This window comes from Metapseudomonas boanensis (assembly GCF_018704125.1).
In the GTDB taxonomy this organism is placed as follows: Bacteria; Pseudomonadota; Gammaproteobacteria; order Pseudomonadales; family Pseudomonadaceae; genus Metapseudomonas; species Metapseudomonas boanensis.
Genome location: NZ_JAGTIS010000016.1, coordinates 12,937 through 35,805 on the forward strand (window position 1 = coordinate 12,937; position 22,869 = coordinate 35,805).

At 60.9% G+C, this 22,869-nt stretch carries 20 protein-coding genes, 1 tRNA gene and 1 pseudogene; 16 read left to right on the forward strand and 6 right to left on the reverse strand.

Features of this window, described 5'->3' with window-relative positions; all coding sequences use genetic code 11:
* The first annotated feature begins 69 nt into the window (after nucleotides 1-69).
* From can to J7302_RS21960, 7 genes and pseudogenes are all read left to right on the forward strand, one after another.
* Nucleotides 70-714 (forward strand): carbonate dehydratase, encoded by a 645-nt coding sequence (can, locus tag J7302_RS21930; protein WP_215379669.1) that lies wholly within the window; start codon nucleotides 70-72, stop codon nucleotides 712-714.
* Nucleotides 715-717: 3 nt separating this feature from the next.
* Nucleotides 718-1,635, forward strand: coding sequence for a DMT family transporter (locus J7302_RS21935; protein WP_215379671.1), 918 nt, complete (start codon nucleotides 718-720; stop codon nucleotides 1,633-1,635).
* A gap of 485 nt (nucleotides 1,636-2,120) precedes the next feature.
* A complete protein-coding gene (locus tag J7302_RS21940) occupies nucleotides 2,121-3,518 on the forward strand; it encodes an amino acid permease (RefSeq protein WP_215379673.1) in 1,398 nt (465 codons plus the stop codon).
* A gap of 242 nt (nucleotides 3,519-3,760) precedes the next feature.
* A complete protein-coding gene (locus J7302_RS21945) occupies nucleotides 3,761-4,756 on the forward strand; it encodes an isocitrate/isopropylmalate family dehydrogenase (protein WP_215379676.1) in 996 nt (331 codons plus the stop codon).
* Nucleotides 4,757-5,293: 537 nt separating this feature from the next.
* Nucleotides 5,294-6,179, forward strand: a pseudogene (locus J7302_RS21950) (phage integrase).
* A 67-nt stretch (nucleotides 6,180-6,246) separates the two neighbouring features.
* Nucleotides 6,247-6,525, forward strand: a complete 279-nt coding sequence (locus tag J7302_RS21955) for a type II toxin-antitoxin system RelE/ParE family toxin (protein ID WP_215379679.1) — start codon at nucleotides 6,247-6,249, stop codon at nucleotides 6,523-6,525.
* Between the two features lie 10 nt (nucleotides 6,526-6,535).
* The gene (locus J7302_RS21960; RefSeq protein WP_215379683.1) at nucleotides 6,536-6,841 is read left to right on the forward strand and encodes a HigA family addiction module antitoxin; all 306 of its coding nucleotides are present in this window, start codon (nucleotides 6,536-6,538) and stop codon (nucleotides 6,839-6,841) included.
* Between the two features lie 161 nt (nucleotides 6,842-7,002).
* Here J7302_RS21960 and J7302_RS21965 read toward each other — a convergent pair.
* The 4 genes from J7302_RS21965 to J7302_RS21980 all read right to left on the reverse strand — a co-directional run bounded on the left by J7302_RS21965 (nucleotide 7,003) and on the right by J7302_RS21980 (nucleotide 9,886).
* Nucleotides 7,003-7,079, reverse strand: a tRNA-Met gene (locus tag J7302_RS21965).
* A 233-nt stretch (nucleotides 7,080-7,312) separates the two neighbouring features.
* Nucleotides 7,313-7,675: a hypothetical protein gene (locus J7302_RS21970; RefSeq protein ID WP_215379685.1), complete on the reverse strand. Its 363-nt coding sequence runs from the start codon at nucleotides 7,673-7,675 to the stop codon at nucleotides 7,313-7,315.
* Nucleotides 7,672-9,411, reverse strand: a complete 1,740-nt coding sequence (locus J7302_RS21975) for an AmpG family muropeptide MFS transporter (RefSeq protein WP_215379687.1) — start codon at nucleotides 9,409-9,411, stop codon at nucleotides 7,672-7,674. The genes J7302_RS21970 and J7302_RS21975 overlap by 4 nt, the downstream gene beginning before the upstream one ends.
* An 88-nt stretch (nucleotides 9,412-9,499) precedes the next feature.
* Nucleotides 9,500-9,886, reverse strand: coding sequence for an MGMT family protein (locus tag J7302_RS21980; protein ID WP_215379690.1), 387 nt, complete (start codon nucleotides 9,884-9,886; stop codon nucleotides 9,500-9,502).
* Here J7302_RS21980 and J7302_RS21985 point away from each other — a divergent pair.
* Together J7302_RS21985 and J7302_RS21990 are read left to right on the forward strand one after the other, a co-directional pair.
* Entirely contained in the window at nucleotides 9,885-10,883 is a 999-nt protein-coding gene (locus J7302_RS21985) for a DUF481 domain-containing protein (RefSeq protein ID WP_215379692.1), read from the forward strand. The genes J7302_RS21980 and J7302_RS21985 overlap by 2 nt on opposite strands.
* 142 nt (nucleotides 10,884-11,025) lie before the next feature.
* Nucleotides 11,026-12,030, forward strand: coding sequence for a DUF481 domain-containing protein (locus J7302_RS21990; RefSeq protein WP_215379694.1), 1,005 nt, complete (start codon nucleotides 11,026-11,028; stop codon nucleotides 12,028-12,030).
* 168 nt (nucleotides 12,031-12,198) lie between these two features.
* On the opposite strand, the gene J7302_RS21995 is transcribed toward J7302_RS21990, so the two are convergent.
* On the reverse strand, nucleotides 12,199-12,957 hold the full coding sequence (locus J7302_RS21995) for an SDR family oxidoreductase (RefSeq protein ID WP_215379697.1): 759 nt from the start codon (nucleotides 12,955-12,957) through the stop codon (nucleotides 12,199-12,201).
* 103 nt (nucleotides 12,958-13,060) lie between these two features.
* Here J7302_RS21995 and J7302_RS22000 point away from each other — a divergent pair, with 103 nt between their 5' ends.
* The 7 genes from J7302_RS22000 (at nucleotide 13,061) to J7302_RS22030 (ending at nucleotide 19,232) form a co-directional block, all read left to right on the forward strand.
* Nucleotides 13,061-13,792, forward strand: coding sequence for a HugZ family pyridoxamine 5'-phosphate oxidase (locus J7302_RS22000; protein WP_215379700.1), 732 nt, complete (start codon nucleotides 13,061-13,063; stop codon nucleotides 13,790-13,792).
* A 66-nt stretch (nucleotides 13,793-13,858) separates the two neighbouring features.
* The gene (locus J7302_RS22005; RefSeq protein WP_215379702.1) at nucleotides 13,859-14,311 is read left to right on the forward strand and encodes an FxsA family protein; all 453 of its coding nucleotides are present in this window, start codon (nucleotides 13,859-13,861) and stop codon (nucleotides 14,309-14,311) included.
* Nucleotides 14,312-14,513: 202 nt separating this feature from the next.
* Entirely contained in the window at nucleotides 14,514-14,807 is a 294-nt protein-coding gene (locus tag J7302_RS22010) for a co-chaperone GroES (RefSeq protein WP_028628402.1), read from the forward strand.
* A gap of 47 nt (nucleotides 14,808-14,854) precedes the next feature.
* Nucleotides 14,855-16,495 (forward strand): chaperonin GroEL, encoded by a 1,641-nt coding sequence (groL, locus tag J7302_RS22015; RefSeq protein WP_215379705.1) that lies wholly within the window; start codon nucleotides 14,855-14,857, stop codon nucleotides 16,493-16,495.
* Between the two features lie 162 nt (nucleotides 16,496-16,657).
* Nucleotides 16,658-17,341, forward strand: a complete 684-nt coding sequence (locus J7302_RS22020; RefSeq protein WP_215379707.1) for a response regulator transcription factor — start codon at nucleotides 16,658-16,660, stop codon at nucleotides 17,339-17,341.
* Nucleotides 17,331-18,620, forward strand: coding sequence for a sensor histidine kinase (locus J7302_RS22025; protein WP_215379710.1), 1,290 nt, complete (start codon nucleotides 17,331-17,333; stop codon nucleotides 18,618-18,620). Before J7302_RS22020 ends, J7302_RS22025 begins: the two co-directional genes overlap by 11 nt.
* Nucleotides 18,621-19,007: 387 nt before the next feature.
* Nucleotides 19,008-19,232, forward strand: coding sequence for a hypothetical protein (locus J7302_RS22030; RefSeq protein ID WP_215379712.1), 225 nt, complete (start codon nucleotides 19,008-19,010; stop codon nucleotides 19,230-19,232).
* A 578-nt stretch (nucleotides 19,233-19,810) separates the two neighbouring features.
* Here the strand turns inward: J7302_RS22030 and J7302_RS22035 are convergent.
* Entirely contained in the window at nucleotides 19,811-22,864 is a 3,054-nt protein-coding gene (locus J7302_RS22035; RefSeq protein WP_215379714.1) for a multidrug efflux RND transporter permease subunit, read from the reverse strand.
* Nucleotides 22,865-22,869 lie beyond the last annotated feature (5 nt).

A 22,869-nucleotide genomic window follows, 5' to 3' on the forward strand; every position in this document is an offset into this window, starting at 1 on the left:
GCATCCTGGGCCATTGCCAAAGCCCTTTGCGCTCCGTAAGGTGCGCCGGCCGAAAGAGGAGAAGAACCGATGAGCGACCTGCAACAGCTGTTCGACAACAACGCGCGCTGGGCTGAGGAGATCACACAGCGTGAGCCGGACTTCTTCGAAAAACTTGCCAAGCAGCAGGTGCCCGAATACCTCTGGATCGGCTGCTCCGATGCGCGCGTCCCCGCCAACGAAATCGTCGGCCTGTTGCCGGGCGATCTCTTCGTTCACCGCAACGTTGCCAACGTGGTACTGCACACTGACTTGAACTGTCTGTCGGTGATCCAGTACGCGGTCGACGTGCTCAAGGTGAAGCACATCCTGGTGACCGGCCACTATGGCTGCGGTGGCGTACGCGCTGCCATGCGCGACGCCCAGCTCGGTCTGATCGACGGATGGCTGCGCACCATTCGCGATCTCTACTATGACCAGCGTGATCACTTGGCCCTGTTCGAAAGTGAAGAAGAGCGCGTCGACCGTCTCTGCGAACTCAACGTCATCCAGCAGGTGGCTAACGTCAGCCACACCAGCATCGTGCAGAACGCCTGGCACCGTGGGCAGAGCCTTTCAGTGCATGGCTGCATCTACGGCATCAAGGACGGCCGCTGGAAAAACCTCAATGTCACCGTGAGCGGCATGGAACAGCTGCCCCCGCAGTACCGCCTGCGTCCGCTCGGGCAGGCCTGACCCATGGCGCAACGTCCGGGCCAGGGCGCTGTAGGCCTGGCCTGGGCCGGATTGCTCCTGGCGTGCCTTTGCTGGGCAGGCAACGCTCTGGTAGCCCGCGCCTTCCACGACGCAATCCCACCGTTTGCCCTGGCCTTCTGGCGCTGGAGCCTGGCGCTGGTCATCCTTCTGCCCTTCGTCGCTCGGCCGCTCTGGCAGCACCGGGCCGAACTGCGCCGCGCCGGCTGGCGCCTATTGCTCGTCGCTGCTCTCGGCATCAGCACCTACAGTGTTCTGCTTTACTTTGCCGCCCGTACCACGGTGGCGATCAACCTCACGTTGCTCAATACCTGCCTGCCGCTGGCCACCTTCATCGGTGCCGGGCTGTTGCTGAACGAGTGGCCATCGCGCCGCGCCTGGCTGGGGATGGCCGTCGCGATCCTCGGGTTGCTGGTGCTGATTGGTCAGGGCAGCCTGGCGTCCCTGGCCAGCCTCAGCTTCAACCCCGGCGACCTCCTGATGCTGCTCGCTGTGCTCGACTGGGCGCTCTACACGCTGTTGCAGCGGCGCTGGTCCAGCTACTTCCACGGTATTCCACCGTTGGCGTTCCTTGGCATGCTGGTGCTTGTTGGCGTACCGCTGCTGTTGCCGTTCTACCTGCTGGAACAGGCTGGCGGCGCGCACTTCGACCCGAATCTGAGCAACCTTGCTGCCATCGGCTATACGGGTGTTTTCGCTTCGCTAATCGCCTACCTCCTCTGGAACCAGGGCATCGCCGTCCTTGGCGTGGCCAAGGCCACGCTGACCAACTACCTGATGCCGGTATTCACTGCACTGCTTGGGTACTTCATCCTCGGTGAGGCGCTGCAGGCTTACCACTGGGTTGGTGGTGCGATGATCTTCGCCGGCCTGCTGCTCGGTACCCGCCAGCGCGCGAAATAGTCACGCCATCCTTTCCTCTGGGGTGCTGCTGATCGCAGCGATTGGGTCCTGTGCATAGTTGCTTACCTTCCTGCCGGATGTGCTCCGCGTCCTGATCCATTATTGGCCCGATCCCAAAGCCCTACAAAAAGCTGGTTAAACGGTCAGAAAGTTATTTTCACATTCTGTTTTAACTATAAGAACCCTTTTGATTGATTGACTAATCCTGCCGTATAGATGATTTGTAGTCGTTTGTCTCGCCAAATGTCATTGATACGGAAGATTTACCTGTTTTACATCGTAAGCCAATTGTCGGGTTGCTACCCCTGCCGGCCCTCTATACAAAGCCCGTCGTTCGGGAGCAGCGGTCAAGACCCGCCTTGTTCCGCCTCGCCACCTGAACGGTTTTATAGCTTTGGCCCCGTACCACGGAGCCATGCGCACACGCACCTGCCGGGTTACCGCTCGGCGCGTGTCTGTCCTACTAAAAAAATAAGAGGTTCTTCATGTCTAACAGCGAACATGAACTTCAACGTGGTTTGGGTGAACGACATATCCGCCTCATGGCCCTCGGCGCTTGCATCGGCGTAGGCCTCTTTCTCGGCTCCGCCAAGGCCATCCAGATGGCCGGTCCGGCCATCATGCTCTCCTACATCATCGGCGGCCTCGCCATCCTTGTGATCATGCGCGCCCTCGGTGAGATGGCTGTGCACAATCCGGTCGCCGGCTCCTTCAGCCGCTACGCCCAGGACTATCTCGGCCCAATGGCCGGCTTCCTTACCGGCTGGAACTACTGGTTCCTGTGGCTGGTGACCTGCGTCGCGGAGATCACCGCCGTTGCCATTTACATGCAGATCTGGTTCCCCGACGTGGACCGCTGGGTCTGGGCGCTGCTGGCCCTCGCGAGCATGGGTACCATCAACCTGATCACCGTGCGCGCCTTTGGCGAGTTCGAGTTCTGGTTCGCGCTGATCAAGATCGTCACCATCATCGCCATGGTTCTGGCCGGCCTCGGGATGATCTGGTTCGGCATCGGTAACGGCGGCATCGCCACCGGCATCAGCAACCTGTGGAGTCATGGCGGCTTCATGCCCAACGGCATCCAGGGTGTGCTGATGTCGTTGCAGATGGTGATGTTCGCCTACCTCGGTGTAGAGATGATCGGCCTCACGGCGGGTGAGGCACGCAACCCGCATAAGACCATCCCCAGTGCGATCAACTCGGTATTCTGGCGCATCCTGCTGTTTTACGTCGGTGCCCTGTTCGTGATCATGTCCATCTATCCCTGGAGTGAAATCGGGACCCAGGGCAGCCCCTTCGTGATGACCTTCGAGCGCCTCGGCATCAAGACTGCTGCCGGCATCATCAACTTCGTCGTCATCACCGCGGCGCTGAGCTCCTGCAACGGTGGCATCTTCAGCACCGGACGCATGCTCTACAGCCTCGCCCAGCACGGCCAGGCGCCGAAGCCCTTCTCCAAGACCTCGAGCAACGGCGTGCCGCGCAACGCGCTGCTGCTGTCCATCTTCGCCCTGCTGCTCGGCGTGCTGCTGAACTACCTGGTGCCCGAAAAAGTATTCGTCTGGGTGACCTCCATCGCCACCTTCGGTGCGATCTGGACCTGGGCCATGATCCTGCTGGCGCAGATGAAATTCCGTCGCGGCCTGAGCCCGGCCGAGCAGGGCAAGCTGCAGTTCCGCATGTGGCTGTTCCCGCTGAGCTCCTACCTCGCGCTGGCCTTCCTGGCGCTGGTGGTGGTGCTGATGGCCTTCTTCGAGGAAACCCGCATCGCCCTCTACATCGGCCCGGCGTTCCTCGTGCTGCTGGCCCTGCTGTACAAGACACTCAACCTGGCGCCCAAGGTTGACGCCGACGTGGCGGCCACGGTGAGCGCGGTAGGCTGAGCGAACCACTTCGCGCCCAGGCAAGGGTTCTAGCCCAATGCTAAAGAAGCACCCCGACTCGTTCGGGGTGTTTCGTTTATAGCGGCCGGCGCTACGCAGGATAAGTTCGGGTCGGTATCGCCTAGCTTGCGGATTGCTCGCCCATGCTGTTGGGCGAGTGCTCAGAGGCTTACCATCAACACAGATGGGGCGGATTTTCGCTGGCCGGTTGCCGGTGGCTTGCCCCACGCACAGGTGAAGTTATGCACAAGCTTGTCGTAATTTCCGGCGATGGCATCGGCCGTGAAGTGGTGCCCGTTGCGGTGGAGGTACTGGAAAAGCTCCTGCCGAACCTGAAAACCGTCAAGGCCGAGGCGGGCTGGGACTGCTTCCAGCGCCACGGTGCCGCGGTCCCCGAGGCAACTCTGCAAGCCCTGCGCGACTGTGGCGCTGGCCTCTTTGGTGCCGTTTCATCGCCCAGCCAGCGGGTGAATGGCTATCGCAGCGCCATCCTGCAAATGCGCCAGGCGCTGCAACTCGACGTCAACCTGCGCCCGGTACGCAGCTGGCCCGTCGTCTCCGCCAAGCAAGGTGTGGACCTGATCATCCTGCGGGAGAACTGCGAAGGCCTCTACAGCGGCCGCGAACACCTCGAAGCCGATGGCGTTGCCATAGCCGAACGGGTGATCACCCGTGACGCCTGCAAGGCCCTGGCGCTGCGTACACTGGAGGTCGCCAAGGCGCGTAACGCCCGGCGCATCACCCTGGTCCACAAAGCCAACATCCTGCCGCTCACCTGCGGCCTGTTCCGCGATACCTGCCTGGAAGTGCTGGAAGGGGAGGGCTGGGCCGCCCAGCTCGACGAACGCTTGGTCGACCTCGCTGCTCTGCAGTTGGTGCAACAGCCCGAAGCCTTCGACCTTATAGTTACTACCAACCTGTTTGGCGACATCCTCTCCGACCTTGCCTGCCACTGGAGCGGCGGCCTGGCCCTGGCCCCATCGCTCAACTGGGGCCAGGGCATCGCCCTCGCCGAACCCGTCCACGGTAGCGCTCCCGATATCACGGGTAGTGGCCGCGCCAACCCGCTCGCCGCCATCCTCAGCCTCGCCCTGCTGCTGCGCTACCGCTGGCTGGACGAAGACAACGCCAAGCGATTGGAGCAGGCTGTTGAAAGCTTCCTGCAGCAAGAGGGTAGGGCCGACTTCGGCGTCGACACCACCCGGGTTGTAAGGGAAGGCGTGCTGGCAGCGCTCTGACCCTGCCCGAATTCCAATTCCCAATGCCCTCTTGCATTCAAGGGGGAGGGCTGGTTGGGGTGAGCATCGAATTCGGCCTCTATCGGATCCTGTGCCACTGTACCCATCCAGAGAATCGCGGCCTGCGCCGTTGGCGGATCCACGAGGCCATTCCGACACGGTGCGACGTGGCGGTCGGCGGTCATGGGGGCGCAGCATACGATCTCCCAATGCAAGTCGCGGCATAAGGAGGCTGCTACACAAACCGGCGAAGCGCCCATGTGTTGCGCTCCCGGGCGTACAGCAGTCCCCGTACACTCGTGCTACTCATTCGGAAGCGTCTGACATTCAGGCGACGGCCCTACTCATTAGCCTCCATATCTGCCCAGTACCGGGGCACGGCACCCCTTTCTTCTGCGCCACCCGATACCTCGAATAATTTCCTAGTGCTGTCCGTGTCGGTTACGCCGTCTAGGAGGCGAGTGAGCGTGATATCTACAAGCACATCCAGCGCCTGCTGACGGAACGGGCAGTGAGGTGGGGTAGGGCGGTAGGACGGTGCGCAAGGATGGAAAAACCTGGACGGCTGACTTCTATGAGGATGCCAGCTCAGGGCGTCGTGTCCGTAAGAAAGGCTTTGCCACAGGCAAGGCTGGCACGAACCCAGGCCGTGGTGGAGCGGCTCAATGATCCCTGCGGCTCCGACTTCGACACCTTGGCCTGGGCAATATATCGGCGGTCACGCCTCAAGGATGTATCGCCGCACACGGTGAACCATGAGCAGCGTTATCTGTAGGCCGTGTTCTCAAAGCTGGTCCGCCCTGGCGCGTGGTATGGCGTGAACCCCATCGCCAAGGTTAGGCAGATCAAGACCGACCAGGTTGAACTGTCGTTCATCGCCCTGGACCAGATCGAGCGGCTTCTTGAGGAGTGCCGCAACTCGACGAACAACCACACCTATCCGGTGGCGTTGATCTGCTTGGCGACTGGTGCGCGATGGGATGAGGCCGAGTCCCTGCAACGGAGCGCTATCTTTGGTGGCAAAGCGCATTTGCACCGCACCAAGAATCGCCAGTCAAGGTCGGTGCCAATCCCGGCCGATGTGGAGGAGATCGCCCTAAAGCTAGGCATGCCGGGGATAGGCCGCCTGTTCATGTCCTGCCGGGCAGCGTTCCGTAGTGCCTACAAGCGCTGTGGCTTCGAGACGCCGGGTCAGCTGACCCACATCCTCCGACACACCTTCGCCAGCCACTACATGATGGGAGGCGGGGACATCCTCAGTCTGCAGCGGATCCTCTGGCACTCATCGATCACCATGACCATGCGCTATGCGCATCTGTCGCCTGATCACCTGGAGTCGGCATTGCGCCTGTCACCCCTGTCACCCCTGGCACAGAGTGGGCACACCGTGGATGGTTATCCATCATCCGTGGCTGCAGGTTGACGACTCAATCGACTAGAGTATGCTTACAGCGCGTTAACGCTTAACGCTTAACGTTAAGGATTAAGGCGTGATCCTGAGCTTCAAATGCGAGGACACCCGGCACCTGTTCGAGACGGGACAGTCTCGACGCTGGGGAAACATCCTGACTGTGGCCACGCGCAAGCTTGCCATGCTGAATGCGGCGACTGAGCTGCGAGATCTCCGCTCTCCTCCTGGTAACCGGCTTGAGCCGTTGAGCCACGATAGAGCAGGGCAACACAGCATCAGGATCAATGATCAATGGCGACTCTGCTTTGTTTGGACTGATGCTGGTCCAGTAGATGTCGAGATCGTCGATTACCACTGAGGAGGTGCACATGATTGTGAATGGCATGCGGCCTATCCATCCGGGCGAGATACTGCGCGAGGAGTTCCTCGTGCCACTCGAAATAACCCCGGCCGCACTTGCTCGCGCCTTGCACGTATCGGCTCCGACCATTAATGACATTGCCCGCGAGCGTCGGGGTATCACTGCTGATATTGCTATTCGCCTTGGGCGCTACTTCGATACGTCCGCGCAGTTCTGGATGAACCTTCAATCCGAGTACGCGCTAGCTACAGCCTATGCCGCCAATGGTGATGAAATTGAGCACGACATTGAGCCGTTGGTTGCGCATGGCTAGTTGGAAGTGGGACCTAGACGGAGCCTCGCGGAAGCGGGGCTTTTCTTTGGGCGCGTCTCAAATGAGACGCCAGGGGAGGGGATGTAGTCGGGCTGTAGTCTGTTTGTAGTCTGCCGTCCAAATAAAAAAGGGCTTACCTTTCGGTAAACCCTTGTTTTATATGGTGGCTACGCAGGGACTTGAACCCCGGACCCCAGCATTATGAATGCTATGCTCTAACCAGCTGAGCTACGTAGCCGAGTGGCGCGCATTATTCTAGGGTCGTGGCCCTGTGTCAACCCTGCTTCGAAGATTTTTTTGATGGCCGATCAATTGCTTAGCGTCGATTGCCTGCCAGGGGCGTGGCTGCTGGATTGCGCTGGTGGCATTCCGCCAATCTGGGGGGAGGGGCCGGGCAAACTGAGGTGATTCGGAGTGCCGGGGTGTTGAGTGGAAGGGGATTGGTGCTGACCCTGCACAGCAGGGTGAAACTCAGCCCTGGGCTCGGATAGGAAGGTTTGTTGGGCTTTGCTGCGCTCTGCGCCAACCAACAAATTGGTGATCCCGCCCCACCCGCAGACCTGGCTCCGCCTGGTTCTGCAACAGGAAATGCAGCTTTCGCGTCTCCAGGCGCGACTGGCGCATCCGCACCTGTCGCACGAACTGGGCCACCGGTCGATCCTGATGACTGATGCCATAACGGGCCTGAGCTTCCTTGTTGCTCATTGCGCCTTTTTCGACCTGGTCGACCACCGCCAATTTAAAAGCCGGCGCGTAATCACGCTGGCTACTTCGTGCACCTTCCGCCACGGGGCTCCCCTGAATACAAGCGCATAAGGCGCCAACCTTATTCATGGCTGCTCGGTCGACCTCGGCGCAGTCGGGGCCGTTGGCGATCCATTCTCGCGGGGCTGTTGTCGGCTGCGGCCCCATTGGATAGCGATCAGCAGTAGGGTCGGGATGCCGAGCAGAGCTGTGATCATGAAGAAGTTGTGGTAGCCGGTGCTCTCCACCATGACACCTGAATAGCCGCCGATCAGTCGTGGCAGCAGCAGCATGATAGAGCTGAGCAGCGCGTACTGGGTGGCCGAGAACTTCAGGTTGGTGAGGCTGGACAGGTAGGCGACGAAGGCCGATGTGGCCAGTCCTGCGCTGAAGTTGTCGCAAGAGATGGTCAGGATCAGCATGTTCAGGTGTGCACCCATGTCGCTGAGGGCGACGAACATGAGGTTGGTCGCCGCCGAGGCGACGCCACCGATGAACAGGATAGGTAGGATGCCGAAGCGCACGATGAGCAGGCCGCCGGCGCCTGCTCCGAGCAGTGTCATGATCAGGCCGAAAAGCTTGCTGACGCTGGCGATCTGCTCCTTGGAAAAACCCTGGTCGATGTAGAAGACGTTGGCCATGACGCCCATCACCGTGTCGGACATCCGGTAGGTGGCGATAAGTCCCAGCAGTAACAAGGCCTGCCAGCGGTAGCGCTGCACGAATTCGCTGATCGGCGTCAGGACCGGTGCCATCAGCAGGCGGCCGGGCGGAGAAAAGCAGGCCAGGGTGATCAGGACGAACAGCGTCCCGCGGGGCCAGGCGCCTGTGGAGTAGGCCTTTGCTGCTGCCGCGACGGTCACCAGGATAACGATCAGGACAATGATCGACACCGCTTGGTGGACGAAATCGAAATTGGGAATCACCTTGCCCCGCGCCGCCACCAGCAGCTGGCGGCGTTGCTGGCTGAGCAGTTCGCGCACCGGCAGTATCTGGCGAAGGCCCCAGGGCGACAGGCAGGTCAGCAGGAACAGGGCATAGAGGGCCGCTCGCGGCCAAGCGCGATCGAGCAGGCCGGTGATCATGGCCGGGAAGGAAATCAGCATCACCAGCAGAATGAGGACCGATGACAGCTGGTGCTTGAGCCTGAAGCGCGAGTTGTTGCTCTGTACCGGCATGTCGATGGCAGGTTCGCGCATCCACAGGCTGGTGATCAGCCCAGGCAGCATCAGCAGGGCGAAGAGCAGGTAGGTTCCTGCCCAGGCGCTGTACGCATAGACCTGGGTGGTGGAGCCGAACCATTCGGCGAAATACAGAGCGCCCGCGGTGGCAAGCAGTGCGGAGATGCGGTAGCCAGTCATGTAGCTTGCGGCGAGGGCCGCTTGGCGGTTGTCTTCGGCAATCTCCAGACGATAGGCGTCGATGGCGATGTCCTGGGTGGCGGATGCAAACGCAACCAGCACCGCCAGTGCGATCAACCAGGTCAGGTTGGTCTGTGGGTCGCACAGCGCCATGCCCACCAGCCCGATAGCGACCAGACCTTGCGATAGCACCAGCCAGGAGCGACGGCGGCCAAGACGGCCGAGCAAGGGCAGGCGCCATTGGTCGAGCAGTGGCGACCAGATCCACTTGAAGGCGTATGCCAACCCGATCAGGCTGGCGAATCCGATGGTCTCGCGGGAGACACCGGCCTCACGCAGCCAGACGGAAAGGGTCGAGAACACCAGCATGTAGGGCAGGCCAGCGGCGAAACCGAGCAACAGCAGGGACAAGGTGGCCGGGCTGGCATAGGCGGCGATGGCGTCGCGCCAGGAGCGATGGGGCATTAGCGGTGTGGTCCGGAAAGCGTAGTACGGTGCATGTGGCGGTTCTTGGCCTCAACCCGTTCGATGGAGATAAAAAGCAGGGCGCACTCTAACCCTTGGGTGGCATGGGATGCCAGCCGTGCCGACGCATGTCCACCCTATCGTTCTGGATACTGACACCTTCGGCGCGCAATCGTGCCCGCTGTTCGATCCCTGAAGGCGTCCCTATGGCCAGGCTTAGACGTCCGCCAGCAGCCAGCACCCTATGCCAGGGCAGGCGCGTTTCCTGGGGTAACTGGCTCAGCGTACGGCCAACCCAGCGCGCAGCGCGCCCAAGTCCGGCCAGTTCGGCTAGTTGGCCGTATGTGACCACCCTGCCTTCCGGCACTTGTGCCAGGGTCAGGTAAAGGGCCTCGCGCCGGGCCTCTGCGCTTGCCGTTGACACGTTTGGCCATGCATGCTCAGCCGCCACTTCTTTCTTGTTCGTTCCGATCATGCTGCTACGAAGCCTGAGTGCGATTTTCCTGCTGGGTGCTGCATTTCCAATCTGGGCAGATACGGTCTGGCTGAACAATGGGGATCGCCTGACCGGTGAAATCCTGCTCCTGGATGGCGGCAAGCTGGCGCTGAAGACCCGCTATGCCGGCCGAGTGCTGATCGACTGGAAGGATATCGACACCCTAAGTTCGGAGAAACCACTGCTGATCAAGCGCAGCGGCCTCGACAGCCAGCATAGCCGCAGCTTGAAAGCGGCGGGCAAGGGAATGGTGCGCCTGCAGAACGGGAGCAGCGAAACGGTGCCGCTGGCCAGTGTCCGGCAGATGGTGCCGCCGCGACCGCTGGTGAAGGACCGGATCTGGGAAGGCAATCTGGACGCCAAGCTCGACATGGAGCGCAACACCGATAGCAAGGATGAATGGAAGCTCAAGGGCGACACGCGTGTTGAGCATGGGCGTTGGCGTCATGTGCTCAGCGGTCAGCTGGAGAATGAAACCAAGAACGGCAGCCGCACGGAAGATAACTGGGAGCTGGAGTACGACCTCGACCGTTTCTTCACGCGCCATTGGTTCGCACGCGCCAGCCTGGACCAGCAGGAGGATGAGTTCGAGTTTTTCACCCGCCAGCGTTCATACGGCCTGGGGCCGGGTTATCGCTTCTGGGACGACGAGCTGGGCCGTTTCGACCTGATCGCCCAACTCACCCGCTTTCAGCTCGACAGCGTCCAGGGCGATCTGGATTTCAACGCCTATTCCCTCGAGTGGGATTTCAAGCGGCTGGTCTGGGGGACGCGCTTCGAGCTTTATTCCAAGGCGCAACTTCAGCTGCCGCGTATCGAGGAAGTCGACTATGTGCTCGACAGCGAGTTCGGCCTTCGGTACCGGCTCAACGACTGGGCACGGCTTTCGCTGCTCTACGAGCTGGACCAGGTGCGCGGCCTGGGGGACACCGCGTCCGACCGGCATTACCTGATCGGTGTTGGTGTCGGCTGGTGAGCGATTCTGCGGAGGCTCGATTCGAGGGCATTGGTCGATCCAATTGAACTCGGGCGGCGGCTGCCGGTCAGTCCTTGCTCTGTCGGCGGTCAAATGGATAATGCCCGGCCGTTTTTGCAACCCGGAAATCCTGTAGTCGCTTATGTTGTCTAGATCGATTCTTTATCTGGCCCTGTGTGCCACCTCCACTGCCTCGTTTGCAGATACCGTCTGGCTCAAGAATGGCGATCGCCTCACCGGCACCATTCGAGTCTTCGACGGCGGCAAGCTGGTGCTCGAGACGGACTACGGCGGCACCATCCCGCTGGACTGGAAAAAGGTCGCCACCCTGGAAAGCGAGCGTGAGCTGCTGATCAAGCAGGGGGACTTCGAGGGCGAACGCGCCAAGGCGCTCAAGCCGGCTGGGCCCGGCAAGGTCATTCTCGCCAATGGTGAGGAGCCCAAGACGGTGGAGCTGGCCAGCATCGACCAGATCATGAAACCCAAGCCGTTCGTGGAGGACCTGACCTGGACCGGTAACGTCGGTGTTTCCCTTGACTACAAGCGTGCGGAAAAGGACACCGACGATTACGACATCGACTTCAAGACCAAGGCCCGCCATGGTCGCTGGCGGCACAATGCGAGCGGCGAGTACAACCGCGAGTTCCAGAATGACGTGAAAACTACGGACAACTGGGAAACCGAGTATGCGCTGGACCGTTTTATTACCGACAAGTTTTTCTGGCAGGGTCGTGGTGAGTACAAGCGCGACAAGATTGAAGACCTTTCCCGTCAACGCACCGTGGGTACCGGGCCCGGTTATCAGTTCTGGGACGATGAACTGGGGGCATTCTCCCTGGCCTCGTTGGTCAACCGCAGCGACTACCTGTTCGACGACGGCGAGAAGGAAAGCTTCTATTCCTTGAGCGTGAAGTGGGACTACAACCGCTACCTGATCGGCAAGACGGTGGAGATGTTCTCCACCGGCGAAGTCGGCCGGCCGCTGGACAACACCGCGGATTACTCGCTGGATGCCGAAGTTGGCCTGCGTTACAAGCTGACCGATTGGGCGTCGCTGAACATGAAGGCGGAGAAGGACCAGGTCAGCGGCGCCGATGGGGATATCGACGAGACCCGCTACACCGTGGGCTTCGGAGTGGGCTGGTGATGTCACCGTCCTGTTGAGGCAGCAGCAGGGTGGATGGCGCTTTTTTAGTTACCAGGCGGCGCTTCGAGAAAGTACGCTGGTGGATCGATGAAACGTGATCCCCCTCCAGTTGACTGTCACCCATGAAAAAGCCCCGCTGCTTCGGGGCTTTTTCATGCTGGGCGGACCTTACAGGCGCAGGCCGCCGTCTAGCTCCAGGACACGACCTGTGTAGTAGTCGTTCTCCAGGATGTAGGCCACCGAATGGGCAATCTCCATTGGCTTGCCAAGACGCTTGAGCGGGATGCCCGAAGTCATCTTTTCCAGGGCTTCCGGCTTCATGCTGGCGACCATGTCGGTCTCGATGAAGCCCGGCGCCACGCCAGCCACGCGGATGCCGTAGCGTGCCAGCTCCTTGGCCCAGACCACGGTGTCGGCAGCGACACCGGCTTTGGCGGCGGAGTAGTTTGCCTGGCCCATGTTGCCGGCGCGGGAGATGGAGGAAATGTTGATGATCGCGCCTTCGTTGTTCAGTTCGATCATTTTGGCGGCGACTTCACGGGTGCAGAGGAAAACACCGGTCAGGTTGACGTCAATGACGGCCTGCCACTGGGCCAGGCTCATCTTGGTCATCTCGCCGTCCTTGATCTTGATGGTCAGGCCGTCGCGCAGGATGCCGGCGTTGTTCACCAGGCCGTTGATGGCTCCGAAGTCTTCGGCCACCTGGGCGACCATGTGGGTCACCTGCTCTTCATTGGCCACGTTGCACAGATAGGCACGGGCGTCGCCACCGGCAGCCTTGCAGGCGGCCACGGCTTCGTCGAGCTTCTCCTGGTTCAGGTCAACAAGGGCCAGCTTGGCGCCTTTGGCCGCCAGATACTCACCCATGGCGCGGCCGAGGCCCTGGCAACCACCGGTGATGATGATGACCTTGTCTTTCAGTTGCATGTGAAATCCCCTCGAATAACGGTCGCTTTGCCCCGCTGGCGCCATAAACCGCTATTCTGGGCGCCCGTCCGTTTTCGACGGATTCTTTGCGAGGAGTCAGAAGGTGAGCGTGAAAGGCGCAAAGCATGCCCGAGAATTGCTGCTCAAGGAATACCGCGGAGTGCTCTCGACCCACTCCAAGGCCATGCCAGGCTTTCCTTTCGGATCGGTGGTGCCCTATTGCCTTGACGCGGCGGGCCGCCCCCTGATCCTCATCAGCCGCATCGCCCAGCACACCCATAACCTGCAGCAAGACGCGAAATGCTCGCTGCTGGTGGGGGAGCGCGGTGCCGACGACGTCCAGGCGGCTGGGCGCCTGACCCTGCTGGCGGAGGCGCGGCAGATCACCGAGCCGGCCGAGGTCGATTTGGCTGCAGCTCGCTACTACCGCTATTTCCCTCAGGCTATTGATTACCACCGCACCCATGACTTCGACTTCTGGGTGCTGGAGCCGATACGCGCGCGATATATCGGCGGTTTCGGCACGATTCACTGGCTCGACGAGCTAGTCCTGGCCAACGACTTCGCTGGCGAGGTTGAGGTCGGCATGCTGGAACACATGAACAGCGATCATGCCGTGGCCATTGCCCATTACGTCGAACTGGCCGGCCTGCCGCCCGAGCCTGAGGCGGAAATGGTGGGTATTGATACTGAAGGATTCCACCTACGGATAGGTCAGATTTTGCATTGGCTGCCCTTCCCAACATCCTGTAACAACCCAGGCGCAGTCCGTCAGGCCTTGGTGCAGCTGGCTCGCGCGACCACCTGGCCGACCAGTGGCGGCGCCCAGCCTTGAATTGATCGGCTGGCGACTTCATCTATCCACTGTCTGGAAGCTGATCTTCCGCCAAGGAAACCCCTGATGCGCGCTGTACTGTTCCTGTTCCTGCTATTCCCGCTGATCGAATTGGCTGTCCTGATCAAGGTCGGTAGCGCCATCGGCGTGCTACCGACGCTGTTGCTGGTGATTGGTACGGCGTTGCTCGGCAGCGTCCTGCTGCGCGTGGCGGGGGTCGCAACCGCCTGGCGTGCCCGTGAGCGGTTGGCGCGCGGCGAAGTACCCGAGCAGGAAATGCTCGAAGGCCTGCTGATCGCAGTTGGAGGTGGCTTGCTACTGCTGCCAGGGTTCATCAGTGACATCATCGGGCTGCTTTGCCTGATCCCTTTCACCCGTCGCCTGTTCATCCGTCGCCTGCGCCAGCGCGTAGAGGCCCAGGCCATGCGCCAGCGTGCCTTTGCCGATGATCTGTCTGCCCGCAGCGGGCAGACTCGGCCGAATGTGATCGAGGGCGAGTACGAACGCCGTGATCGCTAAGGCACTGCTGAAATTTTTTGTGATAGCCCCTTGAAATACCTCCAGCTGCCCCTATGTATGGGTCACCGCAAGGTTCCTGCCTGATCGGCAGGTCTGATTTCAGCGGCGTGCTCTGCGCGCTGCAACCGGCCTCGCCGGACATTACCAACCCGCCGGTGTCTACATCGGTCGAAAGAAACAACACTATTGGGAGAGATCGACAATGAAGCTTCGTCCTCTGCATGACCGCGTCGTGATCCGTCGCAGCGAAGAAGAGACCAAAACCGCCGGCGGCATCGTGCTGCCGGGCTCGGCCGCCGAGAAGCCGAACCGTGGCGAAGTCGTCGCTGTTGGCACCGGTCGCCTGCTGGACAACGGCGAAGTGCGTCCGCTGGCCGTCAAGGTCGGTGATCAAGTGGTGTTTGGTCCGTACTCCGGCAGCAACACCATCAAGGTCGATGGCGAAGAACTGCTGGTGATGGGCGAAAGTGAAATCCTCGCCGTCGTCGAAGCCTGAGTTCCGCGAATCTCCGTTTAATTTCCAAGAATTGAGGATCAATCAACATGGCTGCTAAAGAAGTCAAATTCGGCGACTCCGCTCGCAAGAAGATGCTGGTCGGCGTTAACGTCCTGGCCGATGCCGTCAAGGCTACTCTGGGCCCGAAAGGCCGTAACGTTGTGCTGGACAAGAGCTTCGGCGCTCCAACCATCACCAAGGACGGCGTTTCCGTTGCCAAGGAAATCGAGCTGAAAGACAAGTTCGAGAACATGGGCGCCCAGCTGGTGAAAGACGTTGCCTCCAAGGCCAACGATGCTGCCGGTGACGGCACCACTACCGCTACCGTTCTGGCTCAGGCCATCGTCAACGAAGGCTTGAAGGCCGTTGCCGCCGGCATGAACCCGATGGACCTGAAGCGCGGCATCGACAAGGCCACCATCGCCATCGTTGCCCAGCTGAAAGAATTGGCCAAACCGTGCACTGACACCAAGGCCATCGCCCAGGTAGGCACCATCTCCGCCAACTCCGATGACTCCATCGGCGACATCATTGCCGAAGCCATGGAAAAAGTCGGCAAGGAAGGCGTGATCACCGTTGAAGAAGGTTCCGGCCTGGAAAACGAACTGTCCGTCGTAGAAGGCATGCAGTTCGACCGCGGCTACCTGTCCCCCTACTTCATCAACAAGCCGGACACCATGGTCGCCGAACTCGACGGCCCGCTGATCCTGCTGGTAGACAAGAAGATCTCCAACATCCGCGAAATGCTGCCGGTGCTGGAAGCCGTTGCGAAAGCTGGCCGTCCGCTGCTGATCGTCGCCGAAGATGTGGAAGGCGAAGCCCTGGCCACCCTGGTTGTCAACAACATGCGTGGCATCGTCAAAGTCGCAGCCGTAAAGGCTCCGGGCTTCGGCGACCGCCGCAAGGCCATGCTGCAGGACATCGCCATCCTGACCGGCGGTACCGTGATTTCCGAAGAAGTCGGCCTGAGCCTGGAAAGCGCCTCCCTGGAGCACCTGGGTAACGCCAAGCGCGTTGTGCTGAGCAAGGAAAACACCACCATCATCGACGGCGCTGGCGCCCAGGCGGACATCGAAGCCCGCGTTGCGCAGATCCGCAAGCAAGTCGAGGAAACCACCTCCGACTACGACCGCGAGAAGCTGCAAGAGCGCCTGGCCAAGCTGGCCGGCGGTGTTGCCGTGATCAAGGTTGGTGCGGCTACCGAAGTCGAGATGAAAGAGAAGAAGGCCCGCGTTGAAGACGCCCTGCACGCTACCCGTGCTGCGGTTGAAGAAGGCGTGGTTCCTGGCGGTGGTGTTGCCCTGGTACGCGCTCTACAGGCCATCGAAGGCCTGAAAGGCGACAACGAAGACCAGAACGTCGGTATCGCCCTGCTGCGTCGTGCTGTCGAAGCTCCGCTGCGCCAGATCGTTGCCAACGCTGGTGACGAGCCGAGCGTGGTCGTCGACAAGGTCAAGCAAGGTTCCGGCAACTACGGCTTCAACGCCGCTACCGGTATCTACGGCGACATGATCGAGATGGGTATTCTCGACCCGGCCAAGGTCACCCGCTCCGCACTGCAAGCCGCCGCCTCCATCGGCGGCCTGATGGTCACCACCGAAGCCATGGTTGCTGAAGTGGCTGACGACAAAGGTGCTCCGGCCATGCCGGACATGGGCGGCATGGGCGGCATGGGCGGCATGATGTAAGCCACCCGGCCATCCGGTCTGAAAAAGCCCCGCACCTGTGCGGGGCTTTTTTATGATTGGTGCAAAGTGCCATCCCTGAGGCGAACTCAGGGTGCAAAATCGACCCAGGGCGCTTAAGGTCCCAACTGGACCTTCCGTGCTTTGGGGTATGGAGACAATCTGATGCGGATTCTGCTTGTCGAGGACAACCACGACATTCTGGCCAACATGGTCGACTACCTGGAGCTCAAGGGGTATGTCGTCGACTGCGCCCGTGATGGGCTTTCCGGTCTCCATCTGGCCACCAGCGAGCATTATGACCTGATCGTGCTCGACATCATGTTGCCGGGACTGGATGGCTACAGCCTTTGCCGGCGACTGCGTGAGGAGGCCCGGCGAGATACGCCAGTGATCTTCCTGACTGCCCGGGACTCCCTGGATGACCGCCTGCAGGGATTCAAATCTGGGGCCGATGACTACTTGCTCAAGCCCTTTGCGCTCTCCGAGCTAGCCGCGCGTATCGAGGCGGTATTGCGCCGTTCCCAGGGCGGCGGCAAGCGCACTCTGCAGGTGGCTGATCTCTGTTATGACCTCGACACCCTCGAGGTCAGCCGTGGTGGCAAGGCCTTGAAGCTCAACCCTATCGGCCTCAAGCTCCTCGCGGTATTGATGCAGAAAAGCCCGCACCTGGTCCGCCGCGAAGCGCTGGAAGAGGCCCTGTGGGGCGATGACTGCCCGGACAGCGACAGCTTGCGCAGTCACATCCATCAATTGCGCCAGGTGATCGACAAGCCTTTCAGCAACCCTTTGCTGCATACCCAGCACGGCCTGGGGTACCGCCTGGCGGAGTCGGCCGATGGAGTTTAGGCAAAGCCTGGCACGACGCATTGTCATCGCCTTCGTGCTGATGACAGCGCTGGTGGGTGGAGCCTTCGCGATCGGCATCATCGAGGTGGTGCACCTGATCGAGGAGCAATTGATCTCCCGCGATCTGAGCAACGAGTTGCATCGAGTCTTGGCGCAGAACATCGCCAAGGGGCGGGTTCCCAGCCTCGACAGTGATACCCGTTTCTTCACCAGCGATGGCCAATGGGGACAACTCATCCCTCCTGAGTTGGATGCACTTGCGCCAGGTTTCCATGAGGTTTTCGAGGATGAGCGTTCCTACCACGCCCTGATTCGTGAGATCGAAGGGCGACGCTACATCCTGCTGCAGGACCAAAGCGATTTCGAGGCGCGCGAGCAGGTACTCTACCGCGTGGTGATGGTGGGCTTCGGACTCAGCGTCATGTTGTCCGCGTTGCTGGGCTGGCTGCTGGCGCGCAAGGTCATTGAGCCCGTAGTTCGCCTCGCGCGGCAGGTGCGCCATCGCGATCAGCTGCTCGGCCTGGCGCCTCCGCTGGCGCCTGATTACGCCGACGATGAGGTTGGTCAGCTGGCGCGTGCCTTTGACGACACCTTGGGGCGCCTGCATGAAGTCCTGACCCGTGAGCGGCTGTTCACTAGCGATGTCAGCCATGAACTGCGTACGCCATTGATGGTGCTCGCCAGCTCCTGCGAACTGCTGGAAGAGAATCCGCACCTTGACCCGCGCGCCCAGGCGCAAGTACAGCGCATTGCCCGTGCCACACAGGAGATGAGGGACCTAGTGCAGACTTTCCTCATGCTCGCCAGAGCCCAACGCGAAGAAATCAACCTGGCTCCCCAGGCCAGCTTGAGCACGGTGGCTGACGAACTCGTCGCCCAGTGGCGGAGTGCCATCGAGCAAAAGGGCCTTCGTTTCGAGTACCTGCCGGGTGTCCTGCAGGAAGGTCGCTACAACGCGGCTTTCCTGAGGTCGGTGCTGGGCAATCTTCTGCGAAACGCGTTGCATTACACGGATACTGGAACAATTCGTCTTGCGCTGCAGGATGGTAGTTTCGTGGTCGAGGACAGTGGCGTGGGCATTCCTGCCGAGAGTCGTGAGGCAATGTTCCGTCCTTTCGTGCGAGGTGACGAACGGCGCGGAGACGGCCTCGGGCTAGGGCTTTCGCTGGTTCAGCGCATCTGTGACAGCCAGGGTTGGACAGTCAGCTTGTCGGATATGCATCCCTCCGGTTGCCGCTTCAAGGTAGATTTGGACGGTCGCGCCCAGCACACGCCTTGACGGATTTTTCACCTGGGTTCGACTTTTTCTTCACTCGCGGCTAATTAGAGTCGCGGCTCTCTTTGGGGGATATCTACTGTTCAGGCGTCGCACAGCGTTGCGATGCAGGTTCCCCATTGCGTGTACCAATACCCGTCAACGCGGAGCGGTAGCTCCTTGTGAAGTGGGTGCTGCATGGATGCCGTCCGTCCGTTCGTCGGCGGGGCAGGTTCGAGTGGCGCGAATGCCAAAGGCCGAAATAGAGCCTCCAGTGTCCCCTCCGATGGCTTTTTCCAGTCGTCCGACCGATTTCGTGGCGCACCGTTCGTCACGCGAAAGGGCTAATTCAAGGCGGCTGATCTAGGTTTACTGAGCAGCGTTTGGCAGCGCTATCAAGGGGTTGCGATCATGAAGTTAGAAGTCACACGAGCATTGTTCCTTGTCGGTGCCTTGGGGGTGGCCTCCCTGGCGGCGGCCGCCTGGCAAGAGCCGTCGCCTTCCGTGGTCAGCGTCAACGGTCTGGGCTATTGTCCGTTGCCGCCTAATATGCGATCGAAAGCCCAGACGCAGCAGCCAGATCAGAACTTGGTGCTGTTGATGTTCGGCCTGTCCCAAAGCTTGCGGGCCCAGTAACGGCAGTCTGCTGGCTGGCGGACAGTCCGCGTAGGTAGCTTGGGAGGAGCAGCACGGGGTATTGGAGCCGGCGCTCTTCGCCATCGGATCACTTGTTGAGGAGCGCGGGGAGAGTAAGCAAGCCGGTGGGCCTGCTTGGCGAATGAGCCAGTCCTCCTGGCTCGCCCTGCGAGATATCCAGCGTTTCCGGGAAGAACCGTGAGGATTTACAAGAAAGCCCCGCCATTGCGTTAATGCTGTTCACTTAGGCATTGGCGGCAGCGCATATGAGGAGGGGCGTGATCGGCCTTCGGAGCAGTCTGCCGCCTCGTAGCCCGGATGAATCCGGGGGCAGCGGTTGGACTTTTCCCGGATTTCATCCGGGCTACCAAGCTGAAGGCCCCGTAGGAGCGAGCTCTGCTCGCGAAGGAGGCGGGTTCGCGAGCAGAGCTCGCTCCTACGAGAGATACCTGCCCAACAGAAACAACTTCGTGATGGTGTAAAACCAAAAACGCCGCCCTCCTGCTGAAGGAAAAGCGGCGTTTTTGTCTTATGTGAACAGCATTACTCCATTGCGGGGCTTTCTTGTGCTCCGGGCTTCAGTGGCCCAGTGCTGTGGCCACTTCTGGCTGCCCATCCTTCTTCGCCAGCAGGGTGTAGACGCATGGCAGGACGAAGAGCGTGAACAGCGTACCGATCGACATGCCGGTGGCGATGACCAGGCCGATGTCGAAGCGGCTCACCGCCCCCGCACCGGTAGCCAGGATCAACGGCACCATGCCGAAGACCATAGCCGCGGTGGTCATCAGCACTGGGCGCAGACGAATGGCAGCGGCTTCCTCGACGGCCTCCCTGGCGCTCAGCCCCTTCTCCCGACGCAGCTGGTTGGCGAACTCCACGATCAGGATGCCGTGCTTGCTGATCAGGCCGATCAGCGTCACAAGACCTACCTGGGTGTAGATGTTCATGCTTGATACGCCGAGGAAGAGTGGGATCAGCGCGCCGCAGATCGACAGCGGCACGGTGACCAGAATCACCAGCGGGTCGCGGAAGCTTTCGAATTGTGCGGCCAGGACCAGGAAAATGATCGCCAATGCCAGTGCGAAGGTGACATAGAGCGCGCTGCCTTCCTGCACGTACTGTCGCGAGGCGCCTGCGAAGTCGAAGGCAAAGCCGCGCGGAGCCTCTTCCCGCGCGATCTGGGATACGGCGTCGATGGCCTCGCCCATACTGACGATCGGGAAGCCTTCGATGATTGCCGAGTTGAGCTGCTGGAACTGCTTGAGCTTGGTCGGTCGCGCGCTGTCATGCACGCGGATCAGGGTTGCCAGTGGCACCATGGCGCCACTCTCGCTCTTGACGTAGTAGTTGCCCAGCCAGCCCGGGTTGTCGCGGTAGGCGCGCTCCACCTGGGCAATCACCTTGTAGCTACGGCCATCGATGGTGAAGCGGTTGATTTCCCCTTCGCCGAGGAGGATCGCCAGGGTCGAGCCCAGGTCCTCCATCGAGACGCCCATCTGCGCTGCCTTTTCACGGTCGATCTCGACCACCACTTCCGGCTTGTCGAACGCCAGGTCGACGTTGAGGAAGGCGAACTTGCCGGACTCCTGCGCGCGTTGCTTGATGCGTTCAGCCACTTGCAGCAGCGACTCGTAGTCGTTGGGGGTGTTGATGACGAATTGGAAGGGCAGGCCTTCGCCGGTACCCGGCAGCGACGGCAGGTTGAAGCCGAAGATCTGCAGGCCGGGAATCTCGTTCAGCTTGCCCTGCACCTCATGGAGCAGCTCCATCTGGGTCCGTTCGCGTTCGTCCCAGGGTTTCAACAGGAAACCGCCGATTCCCGCTTGCACGCCGTCGAACCCGTTGATCTGGAACGAGGAGTAGTACTCGGGAAAGGCCTTGAAGATTTCCACGAATTGCTCGGTGTAACGGTTCAGGTAATCCAGGTTGGTCGGCTGCGGCGCCTTGGCCATGAGAAAGACGATGCCTTGGTCTTCGTCCGGGGCCAGCTCGCTCTTGGTGAACTTCAGCAGCACCGGGATTAGGCAGAGCACGATCACCGCGAACACCACTACCACCGGGCGTGTGTTGAGAGTGTTGTGCAGCGCACGCTGATAGCGGTGCTTGAGGCGCTCGAAGATCATGTCCAGGCGGTGTGCGAGCCCCGAGGGGTTTTCTTCGTGACGCAGCAGTTTGGAGCACATCATCGGCGAAAGGGTCAGCGCAACAATGCCAGAGATGATCACCGCACCGGCCAGGGTCAAGGCGAACTCGCGAAAAAGCGCGCCAGTCAGGCCTTCGAGGAAGCCGATTGGCGCGTATACCGCTGCCAGGGTGATGGTCATCGAGACCACCGGCACGGCGATCTCCCGTGCACCTTCGATAGCGGCATCGAACGGCGTCTTGCCCTCCTCGATGTGTCGGTGGATGTTTTCCACCACCACGATCGCGTCGTCCACCACCAGGCCGATAGCCAGCACCATGGCCAGCAGCGTCAGCAGGTTGATCGAGTAGCCCATCAACTGCATGAAGAAGAGCACGCCGATCATCGACAGGGGGATGGTGATCACCGGGATCAGCACGGAACGGAAGGCGCCGAGGAACAGGAACACGACCACGATGACGATCAGCACCGCTTCGGCCAGGGTCTTCACCACCTCGTCGATGGAGGCCTGGATGAAGCGGGTGGCGTCGTAGGCGATGGACACCTTCAGATTCGGCGGCAGCTGAGCCTCCAGCTCCGGCATGAGCGCCCGCACGTGCTTGATCACGTCCAGGGGGTTCGAGCTGGGCGTACCCTTGATGCCGATATAGACGGACGGAATGCCGTCGAATGAGCTGATCGAGTCGTAATTCTCCGCGCCCATCTCCACGCGTGCGATGTCACGCACCAGCACGCGGCTGTCGCCCTCCGTCTTCACCGGAATGGCCGCGAAAGCCTCGGGGGACTTGAGGTCGGTGGCGGCGTTGATGCTGGTCACCACGTATTGGCCCTTCACCTCGCCAGCGGCGGACAGGAAGTTGTACTTGCGCACGGCATCGTTGACGTCGCTCGCAGTGATGCCATACGCAGCCATGCGCACCGGGTCCAGCCAGAGCCGCATGGCGAATACCTGGTTGCCGAGGATCTCCGCCTCGGCCATGCCCGGCAGGGTGGCCAGCTTCGGCTGGATGACCCGCGACAGGTAATCGGTGATCTGCGGGTTGGATAGCTGATCGCTGTAGAAGCTGATGTACATCAGAGCCGTGGAGTCGGCGGCTTCCTTGGACAGCACCGGGTCCTCGGCGTCCTGCGGCAGTTGGTTCTTCACCTCGTTGGCCTTGGCCAGCAGCTCGGTGAAGAGGCGGTCGGAGTTGGCGCCGATACGGGCGTAGATCTGGATGATCGACAGGTTCTGCTGGCTCGACGAGGTCATGTAGTCGATGCCTTCGGCGCTCGCCAGGCTCTGTTGCAGCGGCTGGGTGATATAGCCCTGGATGGTCTCGGCGTTGGCGCCGGGGTAGGCCGTGGTTACCGTGATCAGGGCGTTTTCCATCTGCGGGTACTGGCGGATCACCAGCTTGCTGAAGGCCTGCATGCCCAGCAGCACGATCAGCAGGCTGACCACGGTCGCCAATACAGGCCGACGGATGAAAGGATCTGTGAAAGCCATATGCA